26 protein-coding genes, 1 tRNA gene and 1 pseudogene are annotated in these 22,844 nt (G+C 68.3%); 15 read left to right on the top strand and 13 right to left on the bottom strand.

Going from position 1 to position 22,844, the window contains the following annotated elements; genetic code table 11:
• From AC2VOK_RS15440 to AC2VOK_RS15450, 3 genes are all read right to left on the bottom strand, one after another.
• The coding region (locus AC2VOK_RS15440; protein WP_428901268.1) for a DUF732 domain-containing protein at positions 1 to 685 on the bottom strand (685 nt) is incomplete at its 3' end.
• Positions 686 to 715: 30 nt separating this feature from the next.
• The gene (locus tag AC2VOK_RS15445) at positions 716 to 1,342 is read right to left on the bottom strand and encodes a hypothetical protein (protein WP_428901269.1); all 627 of its coding nucleotides are present in this window, start codon (positions 1,340 to 1,342) and stop codon (positions 716 to 718) included.
• Between the two features lie 7 nt (positions 1,343 to 1,349).
• The gene (locus AC2VOK_RS15450; RefSeq protein ID WP_428901293.1) at positions 1,350 to 2,348 is read right to left on the bottom strand and encodes a phosphotransferase family protein; all 999 of its coding nucleotides are present in this window, start codon (positions 2,346 to 2,348) and stop codon (positions 1,350 to 1,352) included.
• Positions 2,349 to 2,553: 205 nt separating this feature from the next.
• Between AC2VOK_RS15450 and AC2VOK_RS15455 the strand changes: the two genes are divergently transcribed.
• From AC2VOK_RS15455 to AC2VOK_RS15475, 5 genes are all read left to right on the top strand, one after another.
• Complete coding sequence (locus tag AC2VOK_RS15455) at positions 2,554 to 3,513, top strand: class I SAM-dependent methyltransferase (protein ID WP_428901270.1); 960 nt, start codon at positions 2,554 to 2,556, stop codon at positions 3,511 to 3,513.
• A 91-nt stretch (positions 3,514 to 3,604) separates the two neighbouring features.
• Positions 3,605 to 3,835 (top strand): hypothetical protein, encoded by a 231-nt coding sequence (locus tag AC2VOK_RS15460; RefSeq protein ID WP_428901271.1) that lies wholly within the window; start codon positions 3,605 to 3,607, stop codon positions 3,833 to 3,835.
• A gap of 24 nt (positions 3,836 to 3,859) precedes the next feature.
• Positions 3,860 to 4,015 carry a DUF6131 family protein gene (locus AC2VOK_RS15465; protein ID WP_428901272.1) on the top strand — a complete coding sequence of 52 codons (156 nt, stop codon included), beginning with the start codon at positions 3,860 to 3,862 and terminating at the stop codon, positions 4,013 to 4,015.
• A gap of 150 nt (positions 4,016 to 4,165) precedes the next feature.
• The gene (locus AC2VOK_RS15470; protein WP_428901294.1) at positions 4,166 to 4,870 is read left to right on the top strand and encodes a response regulator transcription factor; all 705 of its coding nucleotides are present in this window, start codon (positions 4,166 to 4,168) and stop codon (positions 4,868 to 4,870) included.
• 3 nt (positions 4,871 to 4,873) lie between these two features.
• Positions 4,874 to 6,361, top strand: a complete 1,488-nt coding sequence (locus AC2VOK_RS15475) for a sensor histidine kinase (protein WP_428901273.1) — start codon at positions 4,874 to 4,876, stop codon at positions 6,359 to 6,361.
• Here AC2VOK_RS15475 and AC2VOK_RS15480 read toward each other — a convergent pair.
• Positions 6,358 to 6,840, bottom strand: coding sequence for a lipoprotein LpqH (locus AC2VOK_RS15480; protein WP_428901274.1), 483 nt, complete (start codon positions 6,838 to 6,840; stop codon positions 6,358 to 6,360). The two genes, AC2VOK_RS15475 and AC2VOK_RS15480, sit on opposite strands and share 4 nt — an antisense overlap.
• 151 nt (positions 6,841 to 6,991) lie before the next feature.
• On the opposite strand from AC2VOK_RS15480, the gene AC2VOK_RS15485 reads away from it, so the two are divergent.
• Positions 6,992 to 8,872 carry an alkyl/aryl-sulfatase gene (locus tag AC2VOK_RS15485; RefSeq protein ID WP_428901275.1) on the top strand — a complete coding sequence of 627 codons (1,881 nt, stop codon included), beginning with the start codon at positions 6,992 to 6,994 and terminating at the stop codon, positions 8,870 to 8,872.
• Here the strand turns inward: AC2VOK_RS15485 and AC2VOK_RS15490 are convergent.
• From AC2VOK_RS15490 to AC2VOK_RS15510, 5 genes are read right to left on the bottom strand one after another with little or no spacing between them, the layout of a single operon-like run.
• Entirely contained in the window at positions 8,862 to 9,836 is a 975-nt protein-coding gene (locus AC2VOK_RS15490) for an NADPH:quinone oxidoreductase family protein (protein ID WP_428901276.1), read from the bottom strand. The genes AC2VOK_RS15485 and AC2VOK_RS15490 overlap by 11 nt on opposite strands.
• Positions 9,836 to 10,015, bottom strand: a complete 180-nt coding sequence (locus AC2VOK_RS15495; protein ID WP_428901277.1) for a hypothetical protein — start codon at positions 10,013 to 10,015, stop codon at positions 9,836 to 9,838. Before AC2VOK_RS15495 ends, AC2VOK_RS15490 begins: the two co-directional genes overlap by 1 nt.
• Complete coding sequence (locus AC2VOK_RS15500; protein WP_428901278.1) at positions 10,005 to 11,288, bottom strand: acyl-CoA dehydrogenase family protein; 1,284 nt, start codon at positions 11,286 to 11,288, stop codon at positions 10,005 to 10,007. The genes AC2VOK_RS15495 and AC2VOK_RS15500 overlap by 11 nt, the downstream gene beginning before the upstream one ends.
• Positions 11,289 to 11,304: 16 nt before the next feature.
• The gene (locus AC2VOK_RS15505) at positions 11,305 to 12,069 is read right to left on the bottom strand and encodes an SDR family NAD(P)-dependent oxidoreductase (protein WP_428901279.1); all 765 of its coding nucleotides are present in this window, start codon (positions 12,067 to 12,069) and stop codon (positions 11,305 to 11,307) included.
• Between the two features lies 1 nt (position 12,070).
• Entirely contained in the window at positions 12,071 to 13,117 is a 1,047-nt protein-coding gene (locus AC2VOK_RS15510; protein ID WP_428901280.1) for a phosphotransferase family protein, read from the bottom strand.
• 82 nt (positions 13,118 to 13,199) lie between these two features.
• Between AC2VOK_RS15510 and AC2VOK_RS15515 the strand changes: the two genes are divergently transcribed.
• Both AC2VOK_RS15515 and AC2VOK_RS15520 read left to right on the top strand, forming a co-directional pair.
• Positions 13,200 to 13,835 (top strand): histidine phosphatase family protein, encoded by a 636-nt coding sequence (locus tag AC2VOK_RS15515; RefSeq protein WP_428901281.1) that lies wholly within the window; start codon positions 13,200 to 13,202, stop codon positions 13,833 to 13,835.
• The gene (locus AC2VOK_RS15520) at positions 13,832 to 14,887 is read left to right on the top strand and encodes a phosphotransferase family protein (protein ID WP_428901282.1); all 1,056 of its coding nucleotides are present in this window, start codon (positions 13,832 to 13,834) and stop codon (positions 14,885 to 14,887) included. The genes AC2VOK_RS15515 and AC2VOK_RS15520 overlap by 4 nt, the downstream gene beginning before the upstream one ends.
• On the opposite strand, the gene AC2VOK_RS15525 is transcribed toward AC2VOK_RS15520, so the two are convergent.
• Complete coding sequence (locus AC2VOK_RS15525) at positions 14,884 to 15,243, bottom strand: LapA family protein (RefSeq protein WP_428901283.1); 360 nt, start codon at positions 15,241 to 15,243, stop codon at positions 14,884 to 14,886. The two genes, AC2VOK_RS15520 and AC2VOK_RS15525, sit on opposite strands and share 4 nt — an antisense overlap.
• A 111-nt stretch (positions 15,244 to 15,354) precedes the next feature.
• Here AC2VOK_RS15525 and AC2VOK_RS15530 point away from each other — a divergent pair, with 111 nt between their 5' ends.
• On the top strand, positions 15,355 to 15,954 hold the full coding sequence (locus AC2VOK_RS15530; protein ID WP_428901284.1) for a putative glycolipid-binding domain-containing protein: 600 nt from the start codon (positions 15,355 to 15,357) through the stop codon (positions 15,952 to 15,954).
• On the opposite strand, the gene AC2VOK_RS15535 is transcribed toward AC2VOK_RS15530, so the two are convergent.
• Positions 15,917 to 16,861 (bottom strand): prephenate dehydrogenase, encoded by a 945-nt coding sequence (locus AC2VOK_RS15535; protein ID WP_428901295.1) that lies wholly within the window; start codon positions 16,859 to 16,861, stop codon positions 15,917 to 15,919. The two genes, AC2VOK_RS15530 and AC2VOK_RS15535, sit on opposite strands and share 38 nt — an antisense overlap.
• Before the next feature lie 119 nt (positions 16,862 to 16,980).
• On the opposite strand from AC2VOK_RS15535, the gene AC2VOK_RS15540 reads away from it, so the two are divergent.
• From AC2VOK_RS15540 to AC2VOK_RS15565, 6 genes are all read left to right on the top strand, one after another.
• Positions 16,981 to 17,502 carry a tRNA adenosine deaminase-associated protein gene (locus AC2VOK_RS15540; RefSeq protein ID WP_428901285.1) on the top strand — a complete coding sequence of 174 codons (522 nt, stop codon included), beginning with the start codon at positions 16,981 to 16,983 and terminating at the stop codon, positions 17,500 to 17,502.
• A gap of 53 nt (positions 17,503 to 17,555) precedes the next feature.
• The gene (locus AC2VOK_RS15545) at positions 17,556 to 18,035 is read left to right on the top strand and encodes a nucleoside deaminase (RefSeq protein WP_428901296.1); all 480 of its coding nucleotides are present in this window, start codon (positions 17,556 to 17,558) and stop codon (positions 18,033 to 18,035) included.
• Positions 18,036 to 18,064: 29 nt separating this feature from the next.
• Positions 18,065 to 18,154: transfer RNA gene (locus tag AC2VOK_RS15550), tRNA-Ser, on the top strand.
• A gap of 386 nt (positions 18,155 to 18,540) precedes the next feature.
• The gene (locus AC2VOK_RS15555; protein ID WP_428901286.1) at positions 18,541 to 19,356 is read left to right on the top strand and encodes a CTP synthase C-terminal region-related (seleno)protein; all 816 of its coding nucleotides are present in this window, start codon (positions 18,541 to 18,543) and stop codon (positions 19,354 to 19,356) included.
• A gap of 195 nt (positions 19,357 to 19,551) precedes the next feature.
• Positions 19,552 to 20,109 carry a recombinase family protein gene (locus AC2VOK_RS15560; RefSeq protein ID WP_428901287.1) on the top strand — a complete coding sequence of 186 codons (558 nt, stop codon included), beginning with the start codon at positions 19,552 to 19,554 and terminating at the stop codon, positions 20,107 to 20,109.
• A gap of 68 nt (positions 20,110 to 20,177) precedes the next feature.
• Positions 20,178 to 20,363 (top strand): hypothetical protein, encoded by a 186-nt coding sequence (locus AC2VOK_RS15565; protein ID WP_428901288.1) that lies wholly within the window; start codon positions 20,178 to 20,180, stop codon positions 20,361 to 20,363.
• Positions 20,364 to 20,817: 454 nt separating this feature from the next.
• Here AC2VOK_RS15565 and AC2VOK_RS15570 read toward each other — a convergent pair whose 3' ends face one another.
• Complete coding sequence (locus tag AC2VOK_RS15570; protein WP_428901297.1) at positions 20,818 to 21,219, bottom strand: YncE family protein; 402 nt, start codon at positions 21,217 to 21,219, stop codon at positions 20,818 to 20,820.
• A pseudogene (locus tag AC2VOK_RS15575) lies at positions 21,208 to 22,503 on the bottom strand (PE-PGRS family protein); the annotation flags it as partial. The pseudogene AC2VOK_RS15575 and the gene AC2VOK_RS15570, both read right to left, overlap by 12 nt.
• Between the last annotated feature and the right edge of the window lie 341 nt (positions 22,504 to 22,844).

Consider the following 22,844-nt stretch of genomic DNA (forward strand, 5'->3'; position numbering starts at 1 on the left):
TGCCTTCGATGGCCTGCAAGTCGGACAGCGCCTTTTGCAGGGACGGCTGCATCGTGTCCGGGGTGGTGTGGAACTGGGGGCAGTAGGCGACGATGGCCCCCGCGGTGACGGCGGTGCTCTGGTCGGCGTCCCAGATCGACGACTGCTGCACGAAGTGCACGGCGTCGGCGAAATCGGGGCGGTTCTTCAGGAATGCGCAGACCGCGTGCCCCTGGCTGGCCACGTACTCGTTGCTGGGAATGGGCACGCCTTGCTGCTTCAGCGCGTCGGTGAACGCCTTGCCGGCGATGTCGGGCGTCGGGGCCGGTGCTTTCGGCGCGGCCGGCGCCGGCTGCGCGGTCGACGGCGGGACTTCGGTCGGCTCGGTCGCCGGAGGTGGTGTGCGGACGGCCAACAGCACCACCACCACTGTTGCCGCCACGGCGAGCAGGGACAGCGGCAATACCGCCAAGGGGCCCAGCCGGCGCAGCGCACTCGTGCGCCGGCGCGGTGCGGCTGCCCGGGCGGGCGCGATGACGCCGGTGGCCGTGACGACGCCGGTGGGCGACACCGCCGGGCGGTGACCCAGCCGCTCGTCGAGCAGTTCGTCCACCCGTTGGCTCGACGGACCGCCCGGCCCACGACTCGACCGGCGCTCCAAGGCCACGAGTCGCAGCTCGGAGTCGATCGTCTCGCGATCGCGCATAGGAGTCAGTCTGAGGCCGTCACGGCGTTGTCACAAGCTTTTCGGCGACCAGTCGTGCCAGGCCGCGCCGAATTCCAGCCTCGTCTGGGGGATCTGCTCGGCGCCGACGATCTCGCGGAAGTGGTCCTGCCAGCCCCACCATGCGGCGATGTGAAAGACGTGGTCATGCCAGCTGAGCTGATATCCGGCAGGAATCGCTTCGCCTTTGTTCTCCGGCGCGAACACGGCGACCGCCAGCAGGCCGATCACCACCGACGCCGGCAGCTCGATCTTGCCTTCCCGCCAGATGTGCACCCCGGACGGGCGCGGGCCGCGGGGCGTCAGCTCGTAGCCGTTGGGCAGCTCGTCGTGGTGGCCGCGGTTCCAGCGGTGGATCCCGTAGAGCACGTCGGCGATGTCGGGGCGGTGGTCCGGGAGGTCGGATCTGACGGCGACGGGGAAGCGGCTCTGGACCAAGTCGACTCCGGGCGCAGCCATCGCCCGGAAGACGTCGAGGGAGTCGCGGAGCGTGCGTTTGAACCGGACCGCGATGCCCAGCTGCGGGTGGCGTTTGGTTGCCGTCTCGTCCACCGCATTGCCGGCGTGCACCATGGCCTCGTCCCACTGCCGCCGCTCCCAGTGGTCGAGTGAGCGCGCGACCGATCGTCCGACGTCCACGGTGCTGTCAGGACCCGCTGTCGATGAGCGTCAGCGCTCGCTCGAACAGGTGGACGGTCGCCGCATGAAGCTGGTCGCCGACCTGCTTCTCGGCTTTGCCTGCACAGGCGCGCGCCAGGGTGCCCTCGATCACGATGCCCAGCTTAAAGCAGGCCAGAACGGTGTACCAGGTAACCTGCGACAGGTCGCGCGTCGTGTTGGCGGCATAGTGCCGTAACAAATCGTCGGTGCCGGCCAAGCCGTCGTGACCGCCCAGCGAGTGACTGAACACGCTGGACCCGTCGGGCTGGCGCCATGTGGCCAGCAGCCAGCCCAGGTCCAGCAGCGGGTCGCCGATCGTGCACATCTCCCAGTCGACGATGGCGACCACCTCGGGTCCGGTGTGGGAGAACATCACGTTGGCGGCGTGATAGTCGCCGTGCATGATGCCGGGCATCCAGGTCGTCGGGCGGTGGGCTTCCAGCCACGCTGCCACCCGATCGACGCCCGGGATCTGCGGCCCCGGATAGTTCTCGTACTGCTGGTAGGACTCCAGCTCCGAAAGCCAGCGCGGTACCTGCCGTTCCAGGAAGCCGGCGGGTTTGCCGAAGTCGGCGAGCCCGACGGCGACATGGTCGACGGCGCCCAGCTTGGCCAGCGCGTCGGCCATCGACAGCCCCATCCCGAAGCGCACCCGCTCGTCGCGGGCGTGCAGCGGCGGCAAGCCCTCGCCGGCGTTGAATCCGTCGACCGGCTCCATCAGGTAGAACACCGCATCACCGAGCACGCCCGGGTCGTCGCACGTGGCGATCAGATGCGGGTGGGGAACTTCTGAGTCCGAGAGCGCTGCAAGGACTTTCGTCTCCCGCAGGATCACGCTGTTGCTACGGGTGCGCAGATGACGCGGCCCGCGCCGCAGCACGTAGGGCCGCCCGGCCCGGGTGAACCGCAGCATGACGTTCTGGGTTCCCCCGGTGATGGCCGACGCGTCCTCGAGCGGGCCCTCGCCCAGTCCTCGACCGGTCATCCATTCCGCCACGGCCTCGAGGTCGACAGGGTTCTCCTGCGGCGCGGGTGTCACGGCACTGCCTTTCCCAACCTGTGGACGCTCTCAACCTGTGGGCCCCCTGGGAAAGAGCGTAAGCCACCGGCGCCGGGCGCCTCGGACCCGAGCCAGCTGGGACACTGGTGTGCGCAACTGACTTACTTTCGGGTTCGGAAGGGAACTGACGATGGCGCGTACCGACAACGATTCCTGGGACATCACCCACAGCGTGGGAGCCACCGCGCTCGGTGTCGCCGCAGCCCGGGCCGCGGAGACCGAAAGCGACAATCCGCTCATCAACGACCCGTTCGCGCGCGTGTTCGTCGACGCCGCGGGGGAAGGCATGTGGAGCATCTACGCTGATCCGGCGTTGCTGGCCAAGGCCGTCGGGCTCGAGCCGCAACTGCGGACGCGGATCCAGCTGATGATCGACTTCATGGCCACGCGGACAGCGTTTTTCGACCAGTTCTTCCTCGGTGCCGCCGAAGCCGGCGTCCGGCAGGTGGTGATTCTCGCGGCGGGCCTGGATGCGCGTGCCTGGCGACTGCCATGGCCGGACGGCACGGTGGTCTACGAGCTGGATCAGCCCAAAGTGCTGGATTTCAAGTCCGATACGCTGCGCGACCACGGGGCGCGACCGGCGGCGAAGCTGGTGAACGTGGCGGTGGATCTTCGCCAGGACTGGCCGAAGGCGCTGTGCGAGAAGGGATTCGACCCCTCGCTGCCGAGCGTGTGGTCGGCCGAGGGCCTGGTCCGATACCTGCCGGCCCAAGCCCAGGATCTGCTGTTCGAGCGGATACACGACCTCAGCGCCCCGGGTAGCTGGCTGGCTTCCAACGTACCCGGCGAGGGGTTCACCGACCCGGAACGGGTGCGGCGCCAGCGCGAGGACATGCAGCGGATGCGCTCCGCCGCGGCCAGATTGGTCGCCGCCAGGTCAGGCAAAGCCGAGATCCCCGACTTCGACGACCTCTGGTACGCCGAGGAGCGCACGCCCGTCGACCGCTGGCTGCGCGAGCACGGTTGGGACGCGTCGGCAGCGACCTTTCCGGAGTTGATGGCCCGCTACGGCCGCAGCATTCCGCGGGGATCAGAGGACGCGATGCCGCCAACGCTGTTCGTGTCCGCGCAGCGGCGGGCAACCTGATCTGGGGGTTTGCCGAAAAGGTTTAGACATACGTCGAACGGGTACTGACGGGGGTACAGAATTGATCGCTCGAGCACAGTGGAGGTCGCGAATGCGCGGTCGCGGGATTCTCGGCGCGATTGTCCTGGTGTGGCTGGTCGTCGGAGGTGTCGCTGCATGGCAGCGCGATTACTTCACCGGTGGACCGGCAAGTTGTGTCACAGCGGGAAACATCGCGCTGACCGTGATCGCGGGACCCTTGAACTACGCGGGCGTCAACCCCAAAGTCAAGGACTGCCGCCTGCCGCAACCCAGTTCCATGCCGGCAGTGTCGGTGTCCTAACCCTTTACCCCAAAGGAAATTGTCATGATCGTCCTGGGCGTGGTCTTGCTGATTCTTGGTTTTGTCTTCGGGATCCATCTGTTGTGGGCGCTCGGTATCGTGGCGCTGGTGATCGGTGCCGTGCTGTGGATCGTGGGCTCCATGGGCCGCCCGGTCGCCGGCAGGCGTCACTGGTACTAGACGTCCCACCGTGAAAAGTCACGTGACCGCTTCGGCGGCCACGCGATTGTGTTTCACAGCCCACGCATAGCAACGCCTTAGCGACGGCTCAGCCGTCCGAGCATACTGGAACTCGTGACGCAACCGCGGGCCTCGGTAGAGCGGGTCGTCATGTGCCGGGCCGACGGTAACCCGATCAACGTGTTGGTCGTCGACGACGAGGCCGTCCTGGCCGAGATGGTGGCGATGGCGCTGCGTTACGAGGGGTGGGCCATCGCCACCGCTGTTGACGGGTCGTCGGCGATGGCGGCCGCGCGCGCCCAGCGTCCGGACGTGGTCGTCCTCGACGTGATGCTGCCCGACATGAGCGGGCTCGACGTGCTGCGCAAGCTGCGCGAGGAGAATCCGCAGCTGCCCGTGCTGCTGCTGACCGCCAAAGACGCACTGGAAGACCGCATCGCCGGGCTGACCGCGGGCGGTGACGATTACGTCACCAAACCGTTCAGCATCGAAGAGGTGGTGCTGCGGCTGCGGGCGCTGTTGCGGCGTACCGGGGTGACCACGCTGGACAGCGGCGCGCAACTGGTGGTCGGGGACCTGTTGCTGGACGAGGACAGTCACGAAGTGAGCCGCGCCGGCGAGCCGATCTCGTTGACGTCCACCGAGTTTGAGCTGTTGCGGTTCATGATGCGTAACTCCAGGCGCGTGCTGAGCAAGGCACAGATCCTCGACCGGGTATGGAGTTACGATTTCGGCGGCCGGTCCAACATCGTGGAGCTCTACATTTCCTACCTGCGCAAGAAGATCGACAACGGCCGCGAGCCCATGATCCACACGTTGCGCGGGGCGGGCTATGTCCTCAAGCCGGTCCGCTAAGAGGTGAGGAATAAGCGCGGCGGCGTCCGGCGGGTCTGGTCGCTGCGGCTGCAGCTGCTGGTCGGACAGGTCGTGGTGCTCGCGGTGGTGTGCATCGGGATCACCGCCGCGACCGAACTCTCGCTGCTGCGCCACCTCGTGGCCCAGCTCGACGGGCAACTCGCCGGGACGTCCTACCGCTCGGCGCTGATGTACCACGAACGGTCCCATCCGGGCCGGCGGAACCACCCGCACCCGTCTCCGAGGCCCGGCCCGGGCCCGCGATTTCTCGACGCTCCAGGCCAGCCGGCGGGGATGGTGGCCGCCGTGGTCAGCGACGGCAGGACCGTCGACGCCGGCTACCTGACCCCCCTTGGCACCCGGGCCGCCGTGACCCCCTCGGCGCAGGCGCAACTCGCGCGTATCGCCCACAGTCGCGCGCCGGTGACGCTGGACCTCGACGGCCTCGGCCGTTACCGCGTGGTGGCTGCGCCGAGCCGAAGTGCCAACGACATCATCGTCACGGGTCTGTCGATGGCGAACGTCGACGCCACCATGATCCGCATGCTCGTCATCCTCGCGATCGTCACCGTGATCGCGCTCGTCGCGGCCACTACCGCCGGGGTCGTCATCATCCGGCGGGCGCTGGCGCCGCTGCGCCGCGTCGCACAGACCGCCCGTGAAGTCGTCGACACCCCGTTGGACCGCGGTGAGGTGAAGCTGCCGGTGCGTGTTCCCGAATCCGACGCCAACCCGCACACCGAGGTGGGCCAGCTGGGGTCGGCGCTCAACCGGATGCTCGACCACATCGCCGCGGCGCTGTCGGCGCGCCAGGCCAGCGAGACCCGGGTCCGCCAGTTCGTCGCCGACGCCAGCCACGAGCTTCGCACGCCGCTGGCCGCGATCCGCGGCTACACCGAACTCACGCAACGCCTGGGTGATGACCGCGAGGCGGTGGAGCACGCGATGAGCCGGGTGGCATCGGAAACGGATCGGATCACGCGCCTCGTCGAGGACCTGCTGTTGCTGGCCCGCCTGGACTCCGGCCGCCCGCTGGAACGCGAGCCGGTGGACCTGTCGAGGCTGGCGGTCGACGCGGTCAGCGACGCGCACGTCTCCGGACCGGACCACCGGTGGGAGCTGGACCTACCCGAGGAACCGGTGATCGTCACCGGCGACGCGGCGCGGCTGCACCAGGTGGTCACGAATCTGCTCGCGAATGCCCGCATCCACACCGGCGCGGGCACCGTCGTGACGGCGCGGCTGAGCGCCGAACCCGGATATGCCGTGATGCAGGTGATCGACGACGGGCCCGGGATTCCGCCAGCCCTGCAATCGGAGGTGTTCGAACGCTTCGCGCGCGGTGACACTTCGCGCTCCCGCAAGGGAGGCAGCACCGGTCTGGGGCTGGCGATCGTCTCCGCGGTCGTGCGGGCGCACCAGGGGACCATCACGGTGGACAGCGCTCCCGGTCGCACCGAATTCACGGTGCGATTGCCGCTCAGCGATTAGCTGGAACAGTTCACCTCGATTTCGAACGGCTTGCTCACCGGCTGCATGGGGTTTGCCATGTCCACCCCCGTGGCCGTGCCGGTGATCGTGTAGCCCGTGCCGTTCCTGGTCGCCGAGGCCCTGCCCTGGCCGGTGCCCGGTGCATAGCCGAGCGTCACCCCGTTGACGTTGCCCAGCCCGACGGACTTCACCTCGGGCGGGTTGCCGTCGGTGAGCACGGCCGCGATACCGGTGGCCGCGCCCCCGATCGCAATGGTGATCGTGCTGCCTGCGGTGCTGCACACCGTTGTGCCACTGACTTTTTGGTCCTTGCCGTCGATGACGACCTTGGACCCGGCCGACGCGCCGGAGCTCGCCGGCGAGCTCATACCCGAGCTCGGCCCGGAACTGCCCGTCGTCGACTTATTGCTCGAACAACCGGAAATTCCTGCCGCCAGAATCGCCGCCCCGGTTACCGCGACCGCCAGTCCACGCTTCACCCGTGCTCCTTTGCCCGATGTTTGCGGTCCTTTGCTCTTGGGGACCTTTCGGGGAGTATGCGGGTGTGCGGGAGCAAAGACCAGGGCCTGAGGGAAACTCTTTGCGTGTTCATGAGTTGCCGGACCTGACACGCTGTGGACGTGACACGCTGTGTCCGTGACTCACAAACCCCCCACCGCGATCATCGAGGCGGCGCATCGCCAACACGTTCTGCCCTTGGCGGACACGACTGATTTCGGTGACGCGGACCGTGGCTTCATCGCGGCCTTGTCCCCGTGCGTCGTCAAAGCGGACGACGGTCGCGTCGTGTGGGACAACGACGCGTACGCCTTCCTGGGCGGCCCAGCGCCGGCGACGGTGCACCCCAGCCTGTGGCGGCAGTCGACCCTGGCCGCCAAACAGGGCCTCTACGAGGTGGTTCCGGGCATCTACCAGGTGCGTGGTCTGGACCTGTCCAACGTCACCTTCGTCGAGGGCGACACCGGGATCATCGTGATCGACCCGCTGGTGTCCACCGAGGTGGCCGCCGCGGCCCTGGGGCTCTACCGCGCTCACCGCGGCGGCGAGCGGCCCGTCGTCGCGGTCATCTACACCCACAGCCACGTCGACCACTTCGGCGGCGTCCTGGGCGTCACCTCGCAGGCCGACGTGGACGCCGGCGCGGTCGCGATCCTGGCCCCGGAGGGGTTCATCGAACACGCGGTGCAGGAGAACGTGTACGCGGGCCCGGCGATGACCCGGCGCGCGACGTACATGTACGGCACATTGCTGCCGCGCGGACCCCGCGGCCAGGTTGGCTGCGGGCTCGGGCAGGCCCCGTCCACCGGCGAGGTGGCCGTCATCGTTCCGACGCTGGTCATCCGGCGCACCGGCGAGAAGCACACCGTCGACGGCGTGGAGATCGAGTTCCAGATGGCGCCCGGCACCGAGGCGCCGGCCGAGATGCACTTCTACTTTCCTGGTTTCCGCGCGCTGTGCATGGCCGAGAACGCCACCCATAACCTGCACAACCTGTTGACTCTGCGCGGCGCGCTGGTCCGCGACCCGCGCGCGTGGTCGGGCTATCTCACCGAGGCGATCGACGCCTTCGCCGACCGCGCCGACGTGGTGTTCGCCTCCCATCACTGGCCGACCTGGGGACGCGAGCGCATCGTCGAGTTTCTCTCGCTGCAGCGCGACCTGTATGCCTACCTGCACGACCAGACGCTGCGGTTGGTCAACCGCGGGTACACCGGGGCCGAGATCGCCGAGATGTTCCAGATGCCGCCGGCCCTGGAGCGGGCCTGGCACACCCACGGCTACTACGGGTCGGTCAGCCACAACGTCAAGGCGGTCTACCAGCGCTACATGGGCTGGTTCGACGGCAACCCGGCTCGCCTGTGGCCCCATCCCCCGGAAGCCATCGGGCCCCGGTATGTGGCGGCGATGGGCGGGGTCGACCGGGTGGTCGAACTCGCCGCCGCCGCATTCGAGTCGGGCGATTTCCGTTGGGCGGCCACCTTGCTCGATCATGCGATGTTCACCGACAGCGGTCACTCCGGTGCCCGCGAGCTGTACGCCGATACCCTCGAGCAGCTCGCCTACGGCGCGGAGAACGCGACCTGGCGCAACTTTTTCCTCAGCGGCGCAACCGAATTGCGAGACGGCAACCTGGGCACCGCCACCACCGCGACGTCGCTGTCGCTGCTGGCGCAGCTCACCCCGGAGCAGATCTTCGACGCCCTGGCCATCCGCGTCGACGGGCCGCGGGCCTGGGCACTCGACGTCACCGTCGATGTCGAATTCGCTGACCTTGCGGTCAATTACCGACTCGCGCTGCGCAACGGCGTGCTGGTCCATCGCAAGGTCGCCGCGGACCCGGCGACCGCGTCGGTGACCGTGAGCGTGGACGGCAAGCTCCGCCTGCTGACCGTCGCGATGGGCGACTTAGACTCGCCGGGCCTCCGGATAGCGGGGGACCGGGAGGCGCTGCAGGCGTTTCTCGGCGTGCTCGACGCACCCGACCCGGCCTTCAACATCGTCACGCCGTGACGTCGACGACGACCTTGCCGATCGCCTTGCGGTCGGCGACGTGCCGCAACGCGGCCGCCGTTTCGGCCAGCGGGAATCGGGCGCCGATGTAGGGCCGGACCGTGCCGGCGGCGAACAGCTGCGCCAGCTCAGCCATGTCACGTGCGGCGTCGTCGGGCCGGTCGGCCATGAATGTCCGGATTTCCATGCCGCACAGCGTGATGCCTTTGAGCAGAACCAGATTCAGCGGGATGGACGGGATGGTCCCCGCGGCGTAGCCCAGGGTGACAAACGTCCCGCCGCGGGTCAGGGCGCGCAACGCCGGCTCCGCATACGCTCCCCCGACGGGGTCCAGTACCACGCGCGCGGCGTCCCCGGTCAGCTCGCGGATGCGCGACTTGAGGTCCTCGGAATCGTAGTCGATGACCGCCTCGGCGCCCCGCTGCCGGCACAGCGCGAGCTTGTCCGCGCTGGACGCGGCCGCCAGCACCCGGGCGCCCATGGCCACCGCCAGATCGACCGCCGCCAGCCCCACGCCTCCTGCCGCACCCAGCACCACCACCCACTCCCCTGGCCGCACAGAGGCAATCGAGCGCAGCGCGTGATACGCGGTGCGGTAGGTGACGCCGAACGCCGCTGCCGAGGCGAAGTCGGCACCGTCGGGGATGAGCGTCACCGACCCCGCATCGAGCAGGGCTTGCTCGGCGAAGGCCCCGGTGGGTGTGGTGGCGGCGACCCGCTGGCCGGCCCGGAACGGTGCGCCCGCGCCGACGGCCACCACCTCGCCGGCCAGCTCGCTGCCCGGGACGAACGGGACCGGGATCTTGATCTGGTACTTGCCGGCGATCAGCAGCACGTCGGGGAAGTTGACCGCGGCAGCGTGGACCCGCACCACCAGCTGGCCGCGACCGGGCACCGGGTCGGGCAGCTCGTCGACGACCAGGTCCTCGGGTGCGCCGTAGGACCGACAGACGGCAGCGCGCATCAGCCGGCCCCCAGCTCCTGCAGGCAGAACCGCACCAGGTGCGCGATGTCCTCGGGGCCCGGCCGGTCGGAAGAGCCGACGCAGCGGCGCATGGCGGCTGTGCAGTTGAACGCGGGCTGCCCAGCGGCCGTGCGCGTCACGCCGGTCAGGTGCGAACCGGCGGCCAGGCTAATGGTCAACGAGGTCGCCGTATTTGGCGCGGGCGGCTTCGCGGCGCACGTCCAGCATCTCGCTGGGCCACTCGGCGTCCTCGGCCTCGTACCCCTTGAGCAACATCTTGGCCAGGTTGACCTTGTGGGCCTCGGTGGGGCCGTCGGCCAGCCCGAGCACCACGCCGCCGAGCAGCACATTGACCAGCGGCAGCTGGTCGGTGGTGCCCAGCGCGCCGTGCACCTGGATAGCTCGCATGCCAATCGATTTCAGCACTTGCGACGCCAGGATCTTGCAGGCGGCGATCTCCGGGCGGGCCGCATGCTCGCCGGCGGTGTCGATGAGCCACGCCGCGTGCAGCACGGCCAGCCGGAAGGGCATCAGCTCGGTGTATGAGTCGGCGACAAAGGCCTGCACCAGCTGCTTGTCGGCCAGCGAACTACCCTGAGTGAAGCGGCTTTTCGCGCGCCTGGACATCATCTCGACCGCGCGCTGGGCCACCCCGATCGAGCGCATCGCGTGGTGCAGCCGCCCGCCGGCCAGCCGCGCCTGCAGGATCATGAAGCCCTGCCCCGGTTCTCCGAGCAGCGCGTCCGCGGGCACCCGCACCCCGTCGTAGTGCACCAGGGAGTGACCGGCCTCGTGGGGCAGCGCACCGACCAGGTGGTGGGTGGCCTCGACCCGCAGCCCGTCGGTGCCGGCCGGAATCAGGAACGTCGAGGCACCGCGGTGGACCGGGACGTCGGGGTCGGTGATCGTGACGACGATGAAGAACGAGGCGACCGACGCGTTGGAGGAGAAGTATTTACGCCCCGTGATCACCCAGTCGTGCCCATCGCGGACGGCTGTGGTGGTGAAGACGCGAGGGTCCGAGCCGCCCTGCGGCTCGGTCATCGAAAAGCACGAGAAGATCTCTCCGGACAGCAGCCCCGACAGGTAGCGGTCCTTTTGGTCCCGCGTGCCGAAGCGGGCGATGATCTCTGCGTTGCCGGTGTCGGGCGCCTGGGTGCCGAACACGATCGGCGCCCACGGGCTGCGACCCAGGATCTCGTTGATCAGCGTCAGCTTGACCGCGCCGAAACCCTGCCCGCCCAGGTCGGGACCCAGATGCGGCGCCCACAACCCGTTTTCGCGGACCTGCTGCTTGAGGGGGTCGACGATCCGGCGGCGTTCGTCGTTCAGCGGCAGGAACTCGCAGCCGGGGAACAATACCTCGAGGGGCTCGACCTCCTCACGCACGAACTCGCGGACCCAATCGAGCTTTTTCTCGAATTCCGGCTCGGTGGAGAAGTCCCAAGGCATCCAAGGCTCCTATCGGTTAGGGGATTCCGCCGTCGGCCCGCACGATGGAGCCGGTGGTGAAGCTGGACGCGTCGGACGCCAGGAACAGCGCTGCGCCGACGATTTCGGGCGGATTTCCGGCCCGTCGCAGTGCGAGGTGGGCGAAGGGGTTCTGCGTCGCCGCGTCGAGGTTCCACGCTGTGCTCACGTCGGTGAGAAACGGTCCGGCCATCAGGGTGTTCACGCGGACCGTCGGTCCGAACGCCTGCGCCAGGCCTTCGGTCATCGCGTTGAGGCCGGCCTTTGCCGCGGCGTAGGGAATGATACCGCCATTGGGACGCAGCGAGCCGGTGGAGCTGACGTTGATGATCGAGCCGCGCCCGGCTGCCACCATCTTCTCGCCGACCAGCGCCGACAACCGGAACGGCCCTTTGAGGTTCAGGTTGATTACTGCATCGAACAGCTTCTCGGTGACGTCGGTCAGCGTGTCGTACAGCGGCGACATGCCGGCGTTGTTGACCAGGGTGTCGACCTTGCCGAACCGTTCGTAGGTCGCCTCGACCAGGCCGTCGAGCTGGTCCCAGCGCCCGACGTGCACCTGGTAGGGCATGGCGCAGCGCCCCGTCGCGGCCTCGATCTCCTTGGCGGTCGCCACGCAGTTGTCCAGGTTGCGGCTGGCGATCACCACGTCGGCGCCGCAACGGGCGGCGGCGAACGCGATCTCGCGGCCCAGTCCCCGGCTGCCGCCGGTGATCAGCACAACCCGGTCGGTGAGGTCGAAAAGGTTTTCGGCATAACCCATTTCAGCCCGCCTTCCTCGGTAGCGAGCGGGCCAGCTCGGCGGCGGTGGAGATCAGCTTGGGGATCATCGCCGCGAACGCGTCCTGCACCTTGGGATCCACCTTCCCGGTGCGCACCCCGGCGGCGTACGTCTTCTCCAGCACGATGCCGAGTTTCCAGTTGGCCAGCACCAGGTAGTAGTCGATGTTCTCGGTGGACAGCCCGCTGAGCTTCTCGTAGTGCTCCAGCAACTCGCTGCGGGTCGGCATGCCGTTCATGTCGAGATAAAAGCCGCCGTCGCTGGGGTGTTCGCCGTCGTAGCCCAGCAGCGCCCAGGCGAGGTCGAGCAGGGGGTCTCCGACCGTGGTCATTTCCCAGTCCACGATCGCGGCCAGCCTGGCCGGCGCCCCGCGCGCGAACATCACGTTGGCGAACTGATAGTCGCCGTGCATGATGCCCGCCTCATACGACGCGGGCCGGTTGCGCCGCAGCCAGTCGGCGGCCGCGTCCAGGCCGGGAAGCTCGCGGACCTGGTAGGCGGCCAGAAACGCCAGCCAGCGGTCGACCTGCCGTTCGTGGAATCCGTCGGGCCGGCCGAAGCCCTCGAGGCCCTGGGCGCGCCAGTCCACCCGGCCCAATTTGGCGGCGCCCCCCACCAGCTCGAACGCCAGCCCGCGGCGGGCCGGTAGGTCGACGTCGAACGGCGCCGGCCAGCCGCCGTCCATCGGGCTCCACCCGTCGATCGCACGCATCACGTAGAAAGGCATTCCGAGCACGGTGCCGGTGTCGTCGGCGGCGATCAGCTCCGCGTGGGGCACATCGGTGCCGGACAGTGCCCGCACCAGGCGGATCTCGCGGAGCAGGCCGTCGATGCGGGCGGTATCGGCGCGGGCCCCGGGCATCCGCAGCACCATTGCCTGCCCGCCGCGGTCGATCCGGTACAGCGCGTTCTGCGAACCACCTTTCAGCGGTTCCAGCGATGGTGGCTCGCCGCCGCCCGGGGCGTCGTTGGCGTCGAGCCACCGGCCCAGCACGGCCGCGTCCGGTCCGGTCTCACCGCCAAGACCCATTGCGCACCCCACTCTCCGTGCGGAGAATAACATTCTCCGCACGTCGGGCAACGGGCTCGCCGCCGCATGCGAGGCTTGTCGCATGCAAGTGCTTCTGATCCGGCATGCCCTGCCCCTGCGCAGCGAACCCGGTGAAGGCTCCGATCCCGAGCTGTCGGAAGAAGGGCTGGCGCAGGCCGGGCGCCTGCCCGCGGCGCTGGCCAGGTTCCGTGTCGGCCGCGTGGTGAGCAGCCCCCAGCGCCGCGCAGTGCAGACCGCGGAGCCGGTCGCGGCGGCACACGGGCTGCCGGTCGAGATCGACGATCGGTTCGCCGAATACGATCGCGACCTTCCCCTCTACATTCCCGTCGAACAGATCCGTGTGGAGCGGCCCGAGGAGTGGGCGCGCATGGCCTCCGGGCATCTGCCCAGCGCGGTCGACGAGGACGCGTTTCGCGCGCGGGTGCGTGCCGGGCTCGACGACGTCGTCGCGGCGGCCGACCACGACGACACGGTGGCGGTGTTCGGCCACGGCGGGGTGATCAACGTGCTGCTGCACGAGATCCTGGGCACGGCGCGGTTGCTGTCCTTTCCCATCGACTACGCCTCGGTGACCCGCCTGTTGTTCTCCCGGTCCGGCCAGGCGACGGTGGCCACGGTCAACACCACCGAGCACGTCTGGGACCTGCTGCCCCGAAATCACCGCCGGGTGACCGGCGATGGTAAACAAGTCCGGTGACGTCAGCTGACCAACCCGAGGGCCTCGACCTGGCCGGGCTGGACCGTTATCTGCGGTCGCTCGGCATCGAGCGCGACGGCGACCTGCAGGCGGAGTTCATCTCCGGCGGTCGTTCCAACCTGACCTACCGGGTCTACGACGACAAGGCCGACTGGCTGGTGCGGCGCCCACCACTGCACGGCCTCACCCCGTCGGCGCACGACATGGCCCGCGAGTACCGCGTGGTCGCCGCCCTACGGGACACGCCGGTTCCGGTGGCGCGCGCGATCGCGCTGTGCGAGGACGAGTCGGTACTGGGTGCGCCGTTCCAGATCGTCGAATTCATCGCCGGGCAGGTGGTGCGCCGACGCGCCCAACTCGAGGCGCTCAGCCACACCGTCATCGACGGCTGCGTCGACGCGCTGATCCGGGTGCTGGTCGATCTGCACGGCGTCGACCCCGAAGCGGTGGGGCTCGGGGACTTCGGCAAACCCAGCGGCTACCTGGAGCGCCAGGTGCGCCGCTGGGGATCGCAGTGGGAGCTGGTGCGCCTGCCCGACGACCACCGCGACGCCGACGTACACCGCCTGCATGCCGGCCTGCGCGACTCCGTCCCGCAGCAGAGCCGGAGCTCGATCGTGCACGGCGACTACCGTATCGACAACACGATCCTGGATGCCGACGACCCGACCCGGGTGCTGGCGGTCGTGGACTGGGAGCTTTCCACGCTGGGGGACCCGCTGTCCGACGCGGCGCTGATGTGTGTGTACCGGGACCCCGCGCTGGACCTGATCGTCAACGCGCAGGCCGCCTGGACCTCGCCGCTGTTGCCCACCGCCGACGAGCTGGCCGACCGCTACTCGCTGGTCTCCGGATGGCCGCTGGCTCACTGGGAGTTCTACATGGCGCTGGCCTACTTCAAGCTTGCCATCATCGCGGCCGGGATCGACTTCCGCAGGCGGATGTCGGATCAGGCTCAGCGCAAAGGCGCCGAAGAATCCGAGCACGCACCCGAGGTGGTGGCACCCTTGATCTCGCGCGGCTTGGCCGAACTCGCCAAGCTGACCGGTTAGCGGTCCCGCCGGGCGGCCACCGCGTGGTTCTTCTTGGCCGCGCGGCGCAGCTGCGTGATCCGCGCCGTGCCGACGGCCACGGTGATCAGCCCGCCGACGACCGCCGCCAGCAGGATGGCCACTCCCAGCGGCAGGTGCCAGCGCCAGCCCAGGAACGTCAACGCCGTCGTCTCCGTGTTCTGGGTGATGAACACCAGCAACAGGATCAGGATCAGGAAGCCGGCGATCAGCGACGACCACAGCGCGCCGGCGCGGGTGAACCCGATCGCCGGTTCTTTGGGCGGCGCGCCGGACTGGGGCGGCTTGGCGGGCTGGGGCGGCGGCTGGCCGGAGGAGGGCGGGGTGTGGCTGCTCATGTCCACATCTTTGTCCCATCCGGCGGGGAATGAAACCAGCACTGATCCCGGGAGGTGGGGCAGTTGCCGACTCTGCCGCCGCGGACGGCGGCCACGTCTTACGGTAGACGGGTGAACGCAGACCCCCCAGATCCAGACCGACGCGTGTGGCAGGCGATGCTGACCTGGCGCGCGCAAGACGTCCCGCGCATGGAATCGGTACGAATCCAGGTGTCCGGCAAGCGGATCCGGGCCAACGGGCGCATCGTGGCAGCGGCCACGGCGACCAGCCCGGCCTTCGGCGCCTATTACGACGTGCAGACCGACGAGACCGGCGCCACCAAGCGTCTCGGGATGACCGTCACGTTGGCCGAGCGGGAACGGGTGCTCGCCGTCGCCCGTGACGAGGAGAACATGTGGTTGGTGACAGATCACCAGGGTGACCGGCGCGCCGCCTTCAACGGCGCGCTCGACGTCGACGTGGTGTTCAGCCCGTTCTTCAACACGCTGCCGATCCGGCGTCTGGGACTGCATGAACGCGCGGAGTCGGCCTTGCTGCCGGTGGTCTACGTCAACGTTCCCGACATGTCGGTGACCGCGGCCAGCGTGAGCTATACCAGCACCGGGAGCCTGGGCGGCATCAAGTTGCGTTCCCCGGTCGCCGACACCACCGTCCGTGTCGACGACGAGGGTTTCATCGTGGACTATCCCGGGTTGGCAGAGCGGATCTGACCACCCCTCCCGCGCGGCCGGCGGCGGCCAGCTCCTCGCGCCAGTTCTCGGCGCCGACGACGACGGCGACGATGTCGTGGCGCGGGAAACTGGCGTAGCGGGTGCGCGCGGCGTGGCCGGCCTCGACGAGGTCGGCCACCGAGTCGTGGCTCGCCAGCGACTCGCGGGCGTGGCTCAGCAGCTCGATGGCGTGGTCGAGGGTGGGCACCAACCGGGCGGCATTGCCTTCGCACATGGCCCGCACCAGGTCCGGCGCGGTGCCCGCAACCCGGGTGCCGTCGCGGAAGGAGCCGGCGGCAAGGGCGAAGGCCAACGGGACCTCTCCGGCGGTGACGGCGAGGGCCTCGGCGAGCAGGTGCGGTAGGTGCGAGATGGCTGCCGCCGCGGCGTCGTGCTCGTCGGATCGGGCCGGCACCACCAGGGCGCCGCAGTCCAGCGCCAGGGCCGTGACCATCGACCACACCCCGGGGTCGACGTGGTCGTCGACGCTGACCACCCACGGCGCCCTGGTGAACAACCCGGCGTCACCGGCCGCCCACCCCGAGTCCGCGGTGCCTGTCATCGGGTGGCCGCCGACGAAGCGCCGCAGCAGACCGGCGTCGGCGACCTCGTCGTGCACCGCGCACTTGACACTGGTGACATCGGTCAACGGGCAGTCCGGCGCCAGCTCGGCGACGTAGGCGAGCATCCCCGCCAGCGCCGGCACCGGGACCGCGAGCACGATCAACGCTCCGGTTTCCGCCGCGCGGGCCAGCGTCCCGGCGAGGTCGGTGCCGGCGGCGAAGCCGTCGGAGACGGCGGCGTGCGCGCCCTCCACCGATCGGTTGTAGCCGAACACCTCGCGGCCGGCCGCCGCGGCCGCCCGCATGATGGAGCCGCCGATCAGCCCCAGGCCGAGCACGCACACCGGTGTCTTCGAAACGGGGCTCGCCACAGTCCTAGGTTGGCACAGACCCGGACGGCGGTGCCGCCTGCGGCCCGGTTCGTCTGGTCAAGTGGCCAGGTCAACGACTAGCGTAGGCGCCCATGGAAGCACAGCGGGCCTCGGCCCAGGGGCCGTCCGCGGAGATACCGGACGGGTTCGGGGTCGCCGTAGTGCGCGAAGAGGGCCAGTGGCGGTGTTATTCCCTGTCGGCGACGGCCCTGACGAGCCTGAAGGCAGCGGAGACGGAGCTGCGCGAACTGCGCAGTGCGGGGGCGGTGTTCGGGCTCCTCGACGTCGACGACGAGTTCTTCGTCATCCTCCGTCCGGGCCCGTCGGGAACCCGGCTGTTGCTGTCGGACGCCACCGCCGCGCTGGACTACGACATCGCCGCCGAGGTCCTGGACAAACTGGACGCCGACCTGGACCTCGACGACCTCGAGGACTCCGAGCCCTTCGAGGAGGGCGACCTGGCCTTACTGGCAGACATCGGGCTGTCTGATGCGGTGCTGGGGGTCATCCTCGATGAGAGCGACCTCTACGCCGACGAACAGGTGGGCCGCATCGCCCGGGAGATGGGCTTCGCCGACCAGCTTTCGTCTGTGATCGACCGCCTCGGTCGGTGACCGCGAGCGCGGCGGAGCCGGGCGCGGCGGGTCGCCGCCGTCAGGCCCAGTCGGTGACCGCGAGCGCGGCGGAGCCGGGCGCGGACGAGGATCTGATCCGCGCCGCACTGGCGGCCGCCGCGACCGCGGGTCCCCGTGATGTGCCCATCGGCGCGGTGGTCGTGGCGGCCGACGGCACCGAACTCGCCCGCGCGGTGAACGCGCGCGAGGCCCTCGGAGACCCGACCGCACACGCGGAGATCCTGGCCCTGCGGGCGGCCGCTCGCGTGCTCGGCGACGGCTGGCGCCTGGAGGGGGCCACGCTGGCGGTCACCGTGGAGCCGTGCACCATGTGCGCGGGCGCGCTGGTGCTGGCCCGCGTCGCGCGGCTGGTGTTCGGCGCGTGGGAGCCCAAAACGGGGGCGGTCGGGTCGCTGTGGGACGTCGTTCGCGACCGCCGGCTCAACCATCGTCCCGAGGTGCGTGGCGGTGTGCTCGCGCAGGAGTGCGCGGCGCCGCTGGAGGAGTTCTTCGCCCGGCAGCGATTGGGTTGAGCGGCCACCGGTTCGGTAAGCTACTCCACGGTGGCGTGTCCGAGCGGCCTAAGGAGCACGCCTCGAAAGCGTGTGACGGCTAACACCGTCCGAGGGTTCAAATCCCTCCGCCACCGCCATAGCCTGCGGGTTTGCTCAGTAGGTCGGTTAATTCCGATTCACTGAGCGCCCGTGGATGTCACGAGATGTCACAACTCTCAGAAACTCGTTGACGACCCAGGACACGGGAGATGTCACGTCCCTCGCACGGACTGGCGTAATGCGATACCCGCTGCTCACACTGATGGCATGACTGCGATGGGTTCCACGCACATCTGGAACCCCGATGACCTGACCTGCGAGCGTCGTCCTCGTCCCGCTTCTCATACGGGGACGATTGAGCGTGCCTGATGACCTGCTGTTCCCTCGTTCTGCCCGATGGCACCCTGCTTACGGCGGTGTCGCCGACAATTGAGCCGTCGAGTCAGGGATTGAGCGAAGCGGTGGTATCGGGAAGGGAACGTGAATGTCGGATCGGTTGAATGTCGCGGTGATCGGCGAATTCGATGGCGACTTCGCTCCGCACGTCGCCACGAATTTTGCGATAAGCCATTCCGCTATGGTGCTTGGGCTGGAGGTCTCGGTCTCGTGGCTGGGCACTGAACCGTTGGAGGCGGACCTGAGTGCGGTCACCGCTGCTGATGTGTTGTGGTGTGCACCCGGCAGTCCGTACCGCAACATGGCTGGGGCGCTAGCCGCGCTGCGCTTCGGGCGGGAGAACGCGGTGCCGACCTTGGGTACGTGCGGCGGTTGCCAGCACATCATTCTCGAATACGCCCGTAACGTCCTCGGCTTTGAAGACGCGCAGGACGCCAACTACGACCCGTACGGCTCTCGATTGTTCATCTCAGAACTGGCGTGCTCGCTGGCGGGAAAAACCATGCCTGTCAACCTGCAACCAGGATCAGCGGTCGCACGATACTACGGCGCGAGCAGGGTGACCGAACAGTATTACTGCAACTTTGGGCTGAACCCCGCCTACCGGCAGACCCTCGATGAGGGTGGACTGAACATCACTGGGTTTGACGACGATGACGAACCCCGCGTATTTGAGCTGCCCGAACATTCGTTCTACGTCGCCACGCTGTTCGTGCCACAGAATCGCTCCACCGAAGAGGAGCCACATCCGCTGGTGACGGCGCTGTTGTCCGCTGGAGCTGACGGCAAGCTCCATACCGACTTCGGTGATCACCCCGACACGGGTGTGCGAGCACCTACGGGACAGCCTGGCTGCCGTCCTCGTCCACATGGCTCACGCTGTGTACCAGGAAATCGAGATTGAGGGCTTCGTGGTTCGGCTTCGGGCTGAGTGAGACTGACATGACGATATTTCGCTGTCCCGTAACCGTTGGGTTCATGGACTGCACAGTCCGAGGGTGTTGCGCCGACGTTGCACCTGGCGGTGGCGTCCCGATTTCCTGTCCCACAATCGGATTCCCTTATCCGAGCTGTCAGCGCCTTGTGGGACGCTCCTGACATGCTGATCGGATACGCCCGGGTCTCGACCACCGACCAGAACCCGCGACTGCAACTGGACGCGCTCACCGGCGTCGGGGTCGAGCGCATCTTCACCGATCACGGCGTGAGTGGTTCCGTGGCGCGCCGCCCCGAGCTGGACCGCTGCCTGGAACACTTACGCAACGGGGACACCTTGGTTGTCTGGCGGTTGGACCGCTTAGCGCGGAGCTTGCGGAACCTCCTGGAGCTGGTCGAGCACCTGGCGCAGCGCGGTGTCCACCTGCGGAGCCTGACCGAGAGCATCGACACGGGTTCAGCGTCGGGCAGACTGGTCCTCAGCGTGTTCGGCGCGATGGCACAATTCGAGCGAGAACTAATCCGTGAACGAACCGAGGCTGGATTGGCGGCGGCGAAGGCACGGGGAGTCAGGATCGGTCGCCCGAACGCGGTCACTTGCGACCAACTCGCTCAGGCACGGACGCTGGTCGGTGCTGGACACCGCGTTGGTGATGTCGCGCGGACGCTGGGGGTCGGTCGGAGCACCTTGTACCGTGCGCTGGACCGTACTGCTTCGTAGGCAGTCATGGGGGAATGAGGCTATCGCCCCCTGGCGGGGTGTCGGTGCCGCGACGGACGATGGCGGGCATGACCGACCAATCCCTTACCGCCGCCCTGCACCACGCCGTTGCCGATTTCGCCGCCACCGCTGGCGACGGATTCACGGGCGGGTTTTCATATCGGATCGACCTGCACCGTGAGGATGGCAGCGTGCAACCGTTCATCTATACGTCGGACGATGACCACCGCGAGCTGTGGCGTGTACGGGACTGACCTTGACCGCCTGCTGGCGGACATCGCCGACCTGGAATCCGACGATCCGTTCCCATGGTCGGACGCCGCGCGGTGGTCACCGAACCCTGACCCTGACCCCGACCCTGACCCTGACCCTGACCCTGACCCTGACCCTGACCTTGACTGGGCGGACACCTGGCAAGACGACGACCTCCCGCCATACCCGGCGTACACCGATGAATACCTCAGGGAGCCGCCGCCGCCCGTGCCGCTCCCCCGGCGGCGTTCGCGTGCGTCCTGACCTGCGCGGGTCTACGTCCCCTACGCGGTGGTGGTAATTCGCCTGCTACAAGCCTGCGGCACGGTCTTAATCCCACGGCACCACAACCCTTGTCAGAGAATGTCGTGGTTGTAGGCGCGGACGGACCCGAGGACACAGACATTCCTACTGGGGTTGCTGACCATCGACGCGGGCAGCTCCTCCTGCACACCACTACCCGCTGATCACCGACACCGTGCCGCTACCCTGGTTGGTGACATACACGTCGCCAGTGACCGGGTTGACCGCCACCCCGCTCGGATCGATGCCGACGCTGATGGTGGCGGTGACGGTGTTGGTGGACGGGTTGATCACCGACACCGTGTTACCGGCATTGTTGGCGACGTACACATCCCCGCCGGTGACCGGGTTGACCGCCACCCCGCTCGGAGCGGTGCCGACGCTGATGGTGGCGGTGACGGTGTTGGTGGACGGGTTGATCACCGACACCGTGCCGCTACCCTGGTTGGCGACGTACACGTCGTGCCCGAGGTTGACCGCCACCCCGTTCGGATGGGTGCCGACGGTGATGGGTGATCCGGTGACGGTGTTGGTGGACGGGTTGATCACCGACACCGTGCCGCTGTTGAAGTTGGTGACATACACGTCGTGCCCGGGGTTGACCGCCACCCCGCCCGGACCGGTGCCGAGGCTGATGGTGGCGGAGACGGTGTTGGTGGACGGGTTGATCACCGACACCGTGTTACCGAGATCGTTGGCGACGTACACATCCCCGTCGGTGACCGTGTTGACCGCCACCCCGTCCGGACCGGTGCCGACGGAGATGGGTGAGCCGGTGACGGTGTTGGTGGACGGGTTGATCACCGACACCGTGTCGCTGTTGAAGTTGGTGACATACACGTCGTGCCCGGGGTTGACCGCCACCCCGCCCGGACCGGTGCCGACGGTGATGGGTGAGCCGGTGACGGTGTTGGTGGACGGATTGATCACCGACACCGTGCCGTTGCTCGGGTTGGTGACGTACACATCGCCGCCGGGGTTGACTGCCACCCCCAACGGATCGTTGAAGGTGGTGCTGGTGATGGTGGTGACGGTGCCCCCGGCCCCGCCAGCCCCGCCAGCCCCGCCAGCCCCGAAGAATAGCCCGCCGCCGGGGCCGCCGGGGCTGCCAGAAGCGTTGAAGCCCGCAGTCGCCGCCCCGCCCAGACCCCCGGCACCGCCGGTCCCGCTGCCTTCCAGCAGACTTCCCTGACCACCGACCCCACCGGCTCCGCCAGCCACACCCCACGTGGTGCTGGCACCACCGATGCCGCCGTCACCACCGCGACCCCACAACAAACCCGCCGCTCCACCGGCACCCCCGGTACCACCGGGGGTGCCGGTGCTATAGGGGGTGCCGGTGATACCGGGGGTGCCCGACCCGCCAGCGCCGCCGTTGCCGAGCAACCAGCCCCCCGGGGCACCGGACTGCCCAGTACCCGCCGCCCCGGCAGCGCCGTTGACAAAAAGCGAGCGTCCCGTCAGCAGCTTCACCGGGGAGAACACCCCCAACGGCTGAGCGTCGTTGATCAATTCCGACACCACACTATTCGCGGAAGCTGGATTCAGCGTCGTTGCCGCCGAGTGTTCGGCAGCCGTGTAGGCAGCCGACCCCGAAGTGAGGGTCCGCATGAATTGACCGTGGAACGTAGCGGCGTGAGCAATCAAAGACTGAAACTGAAACCCCTGCGTCCCGAATATCTCCGCAACAGCGACAGACACTTCATCGTGAGCCGCCGTCTCCATACTGGCAATGTAGGATCCAGCCTGAGTAGACGCTTCTTCCAAGCGTTGCTGAACAGATAAGAGATCCGCTGCGGCACCGTTTACCGACTCGGGAGCGACGATTGTGAATGACACCACGCAACCTCTACCAGACTGAACCGGCACCCCGACGGCGCGGCGATAGTGGAACGCTACACCCGCTGCGTCAGGCAATCAGCCCCCAGTTATGCATTTCTTAGCGCAGACCCGTAGCAATGTCCGTGGCGCAGTCCGTAGCGCTGGGCGAGGCTTCGCGGAGTCTAAAACGCCGAGTTGAAGCTAGCTTTTTGAACAAGAACATGGTCGCCGACAGGGGCGGGTTTGATCGCCCGTCCGTAGCGGGGGTCCGTATCGGGGCTCGTATGCTTGCACAGGGCGGGAATGGGCGCGCCGGTCAGCCGACTGCCGTGAGCTGACGGTCGGCGGCGTCCAGTTCC

The sequence above is a fragment of the Mycobacterium sp. TH-M116 genome (assembly GCF_057473685.1).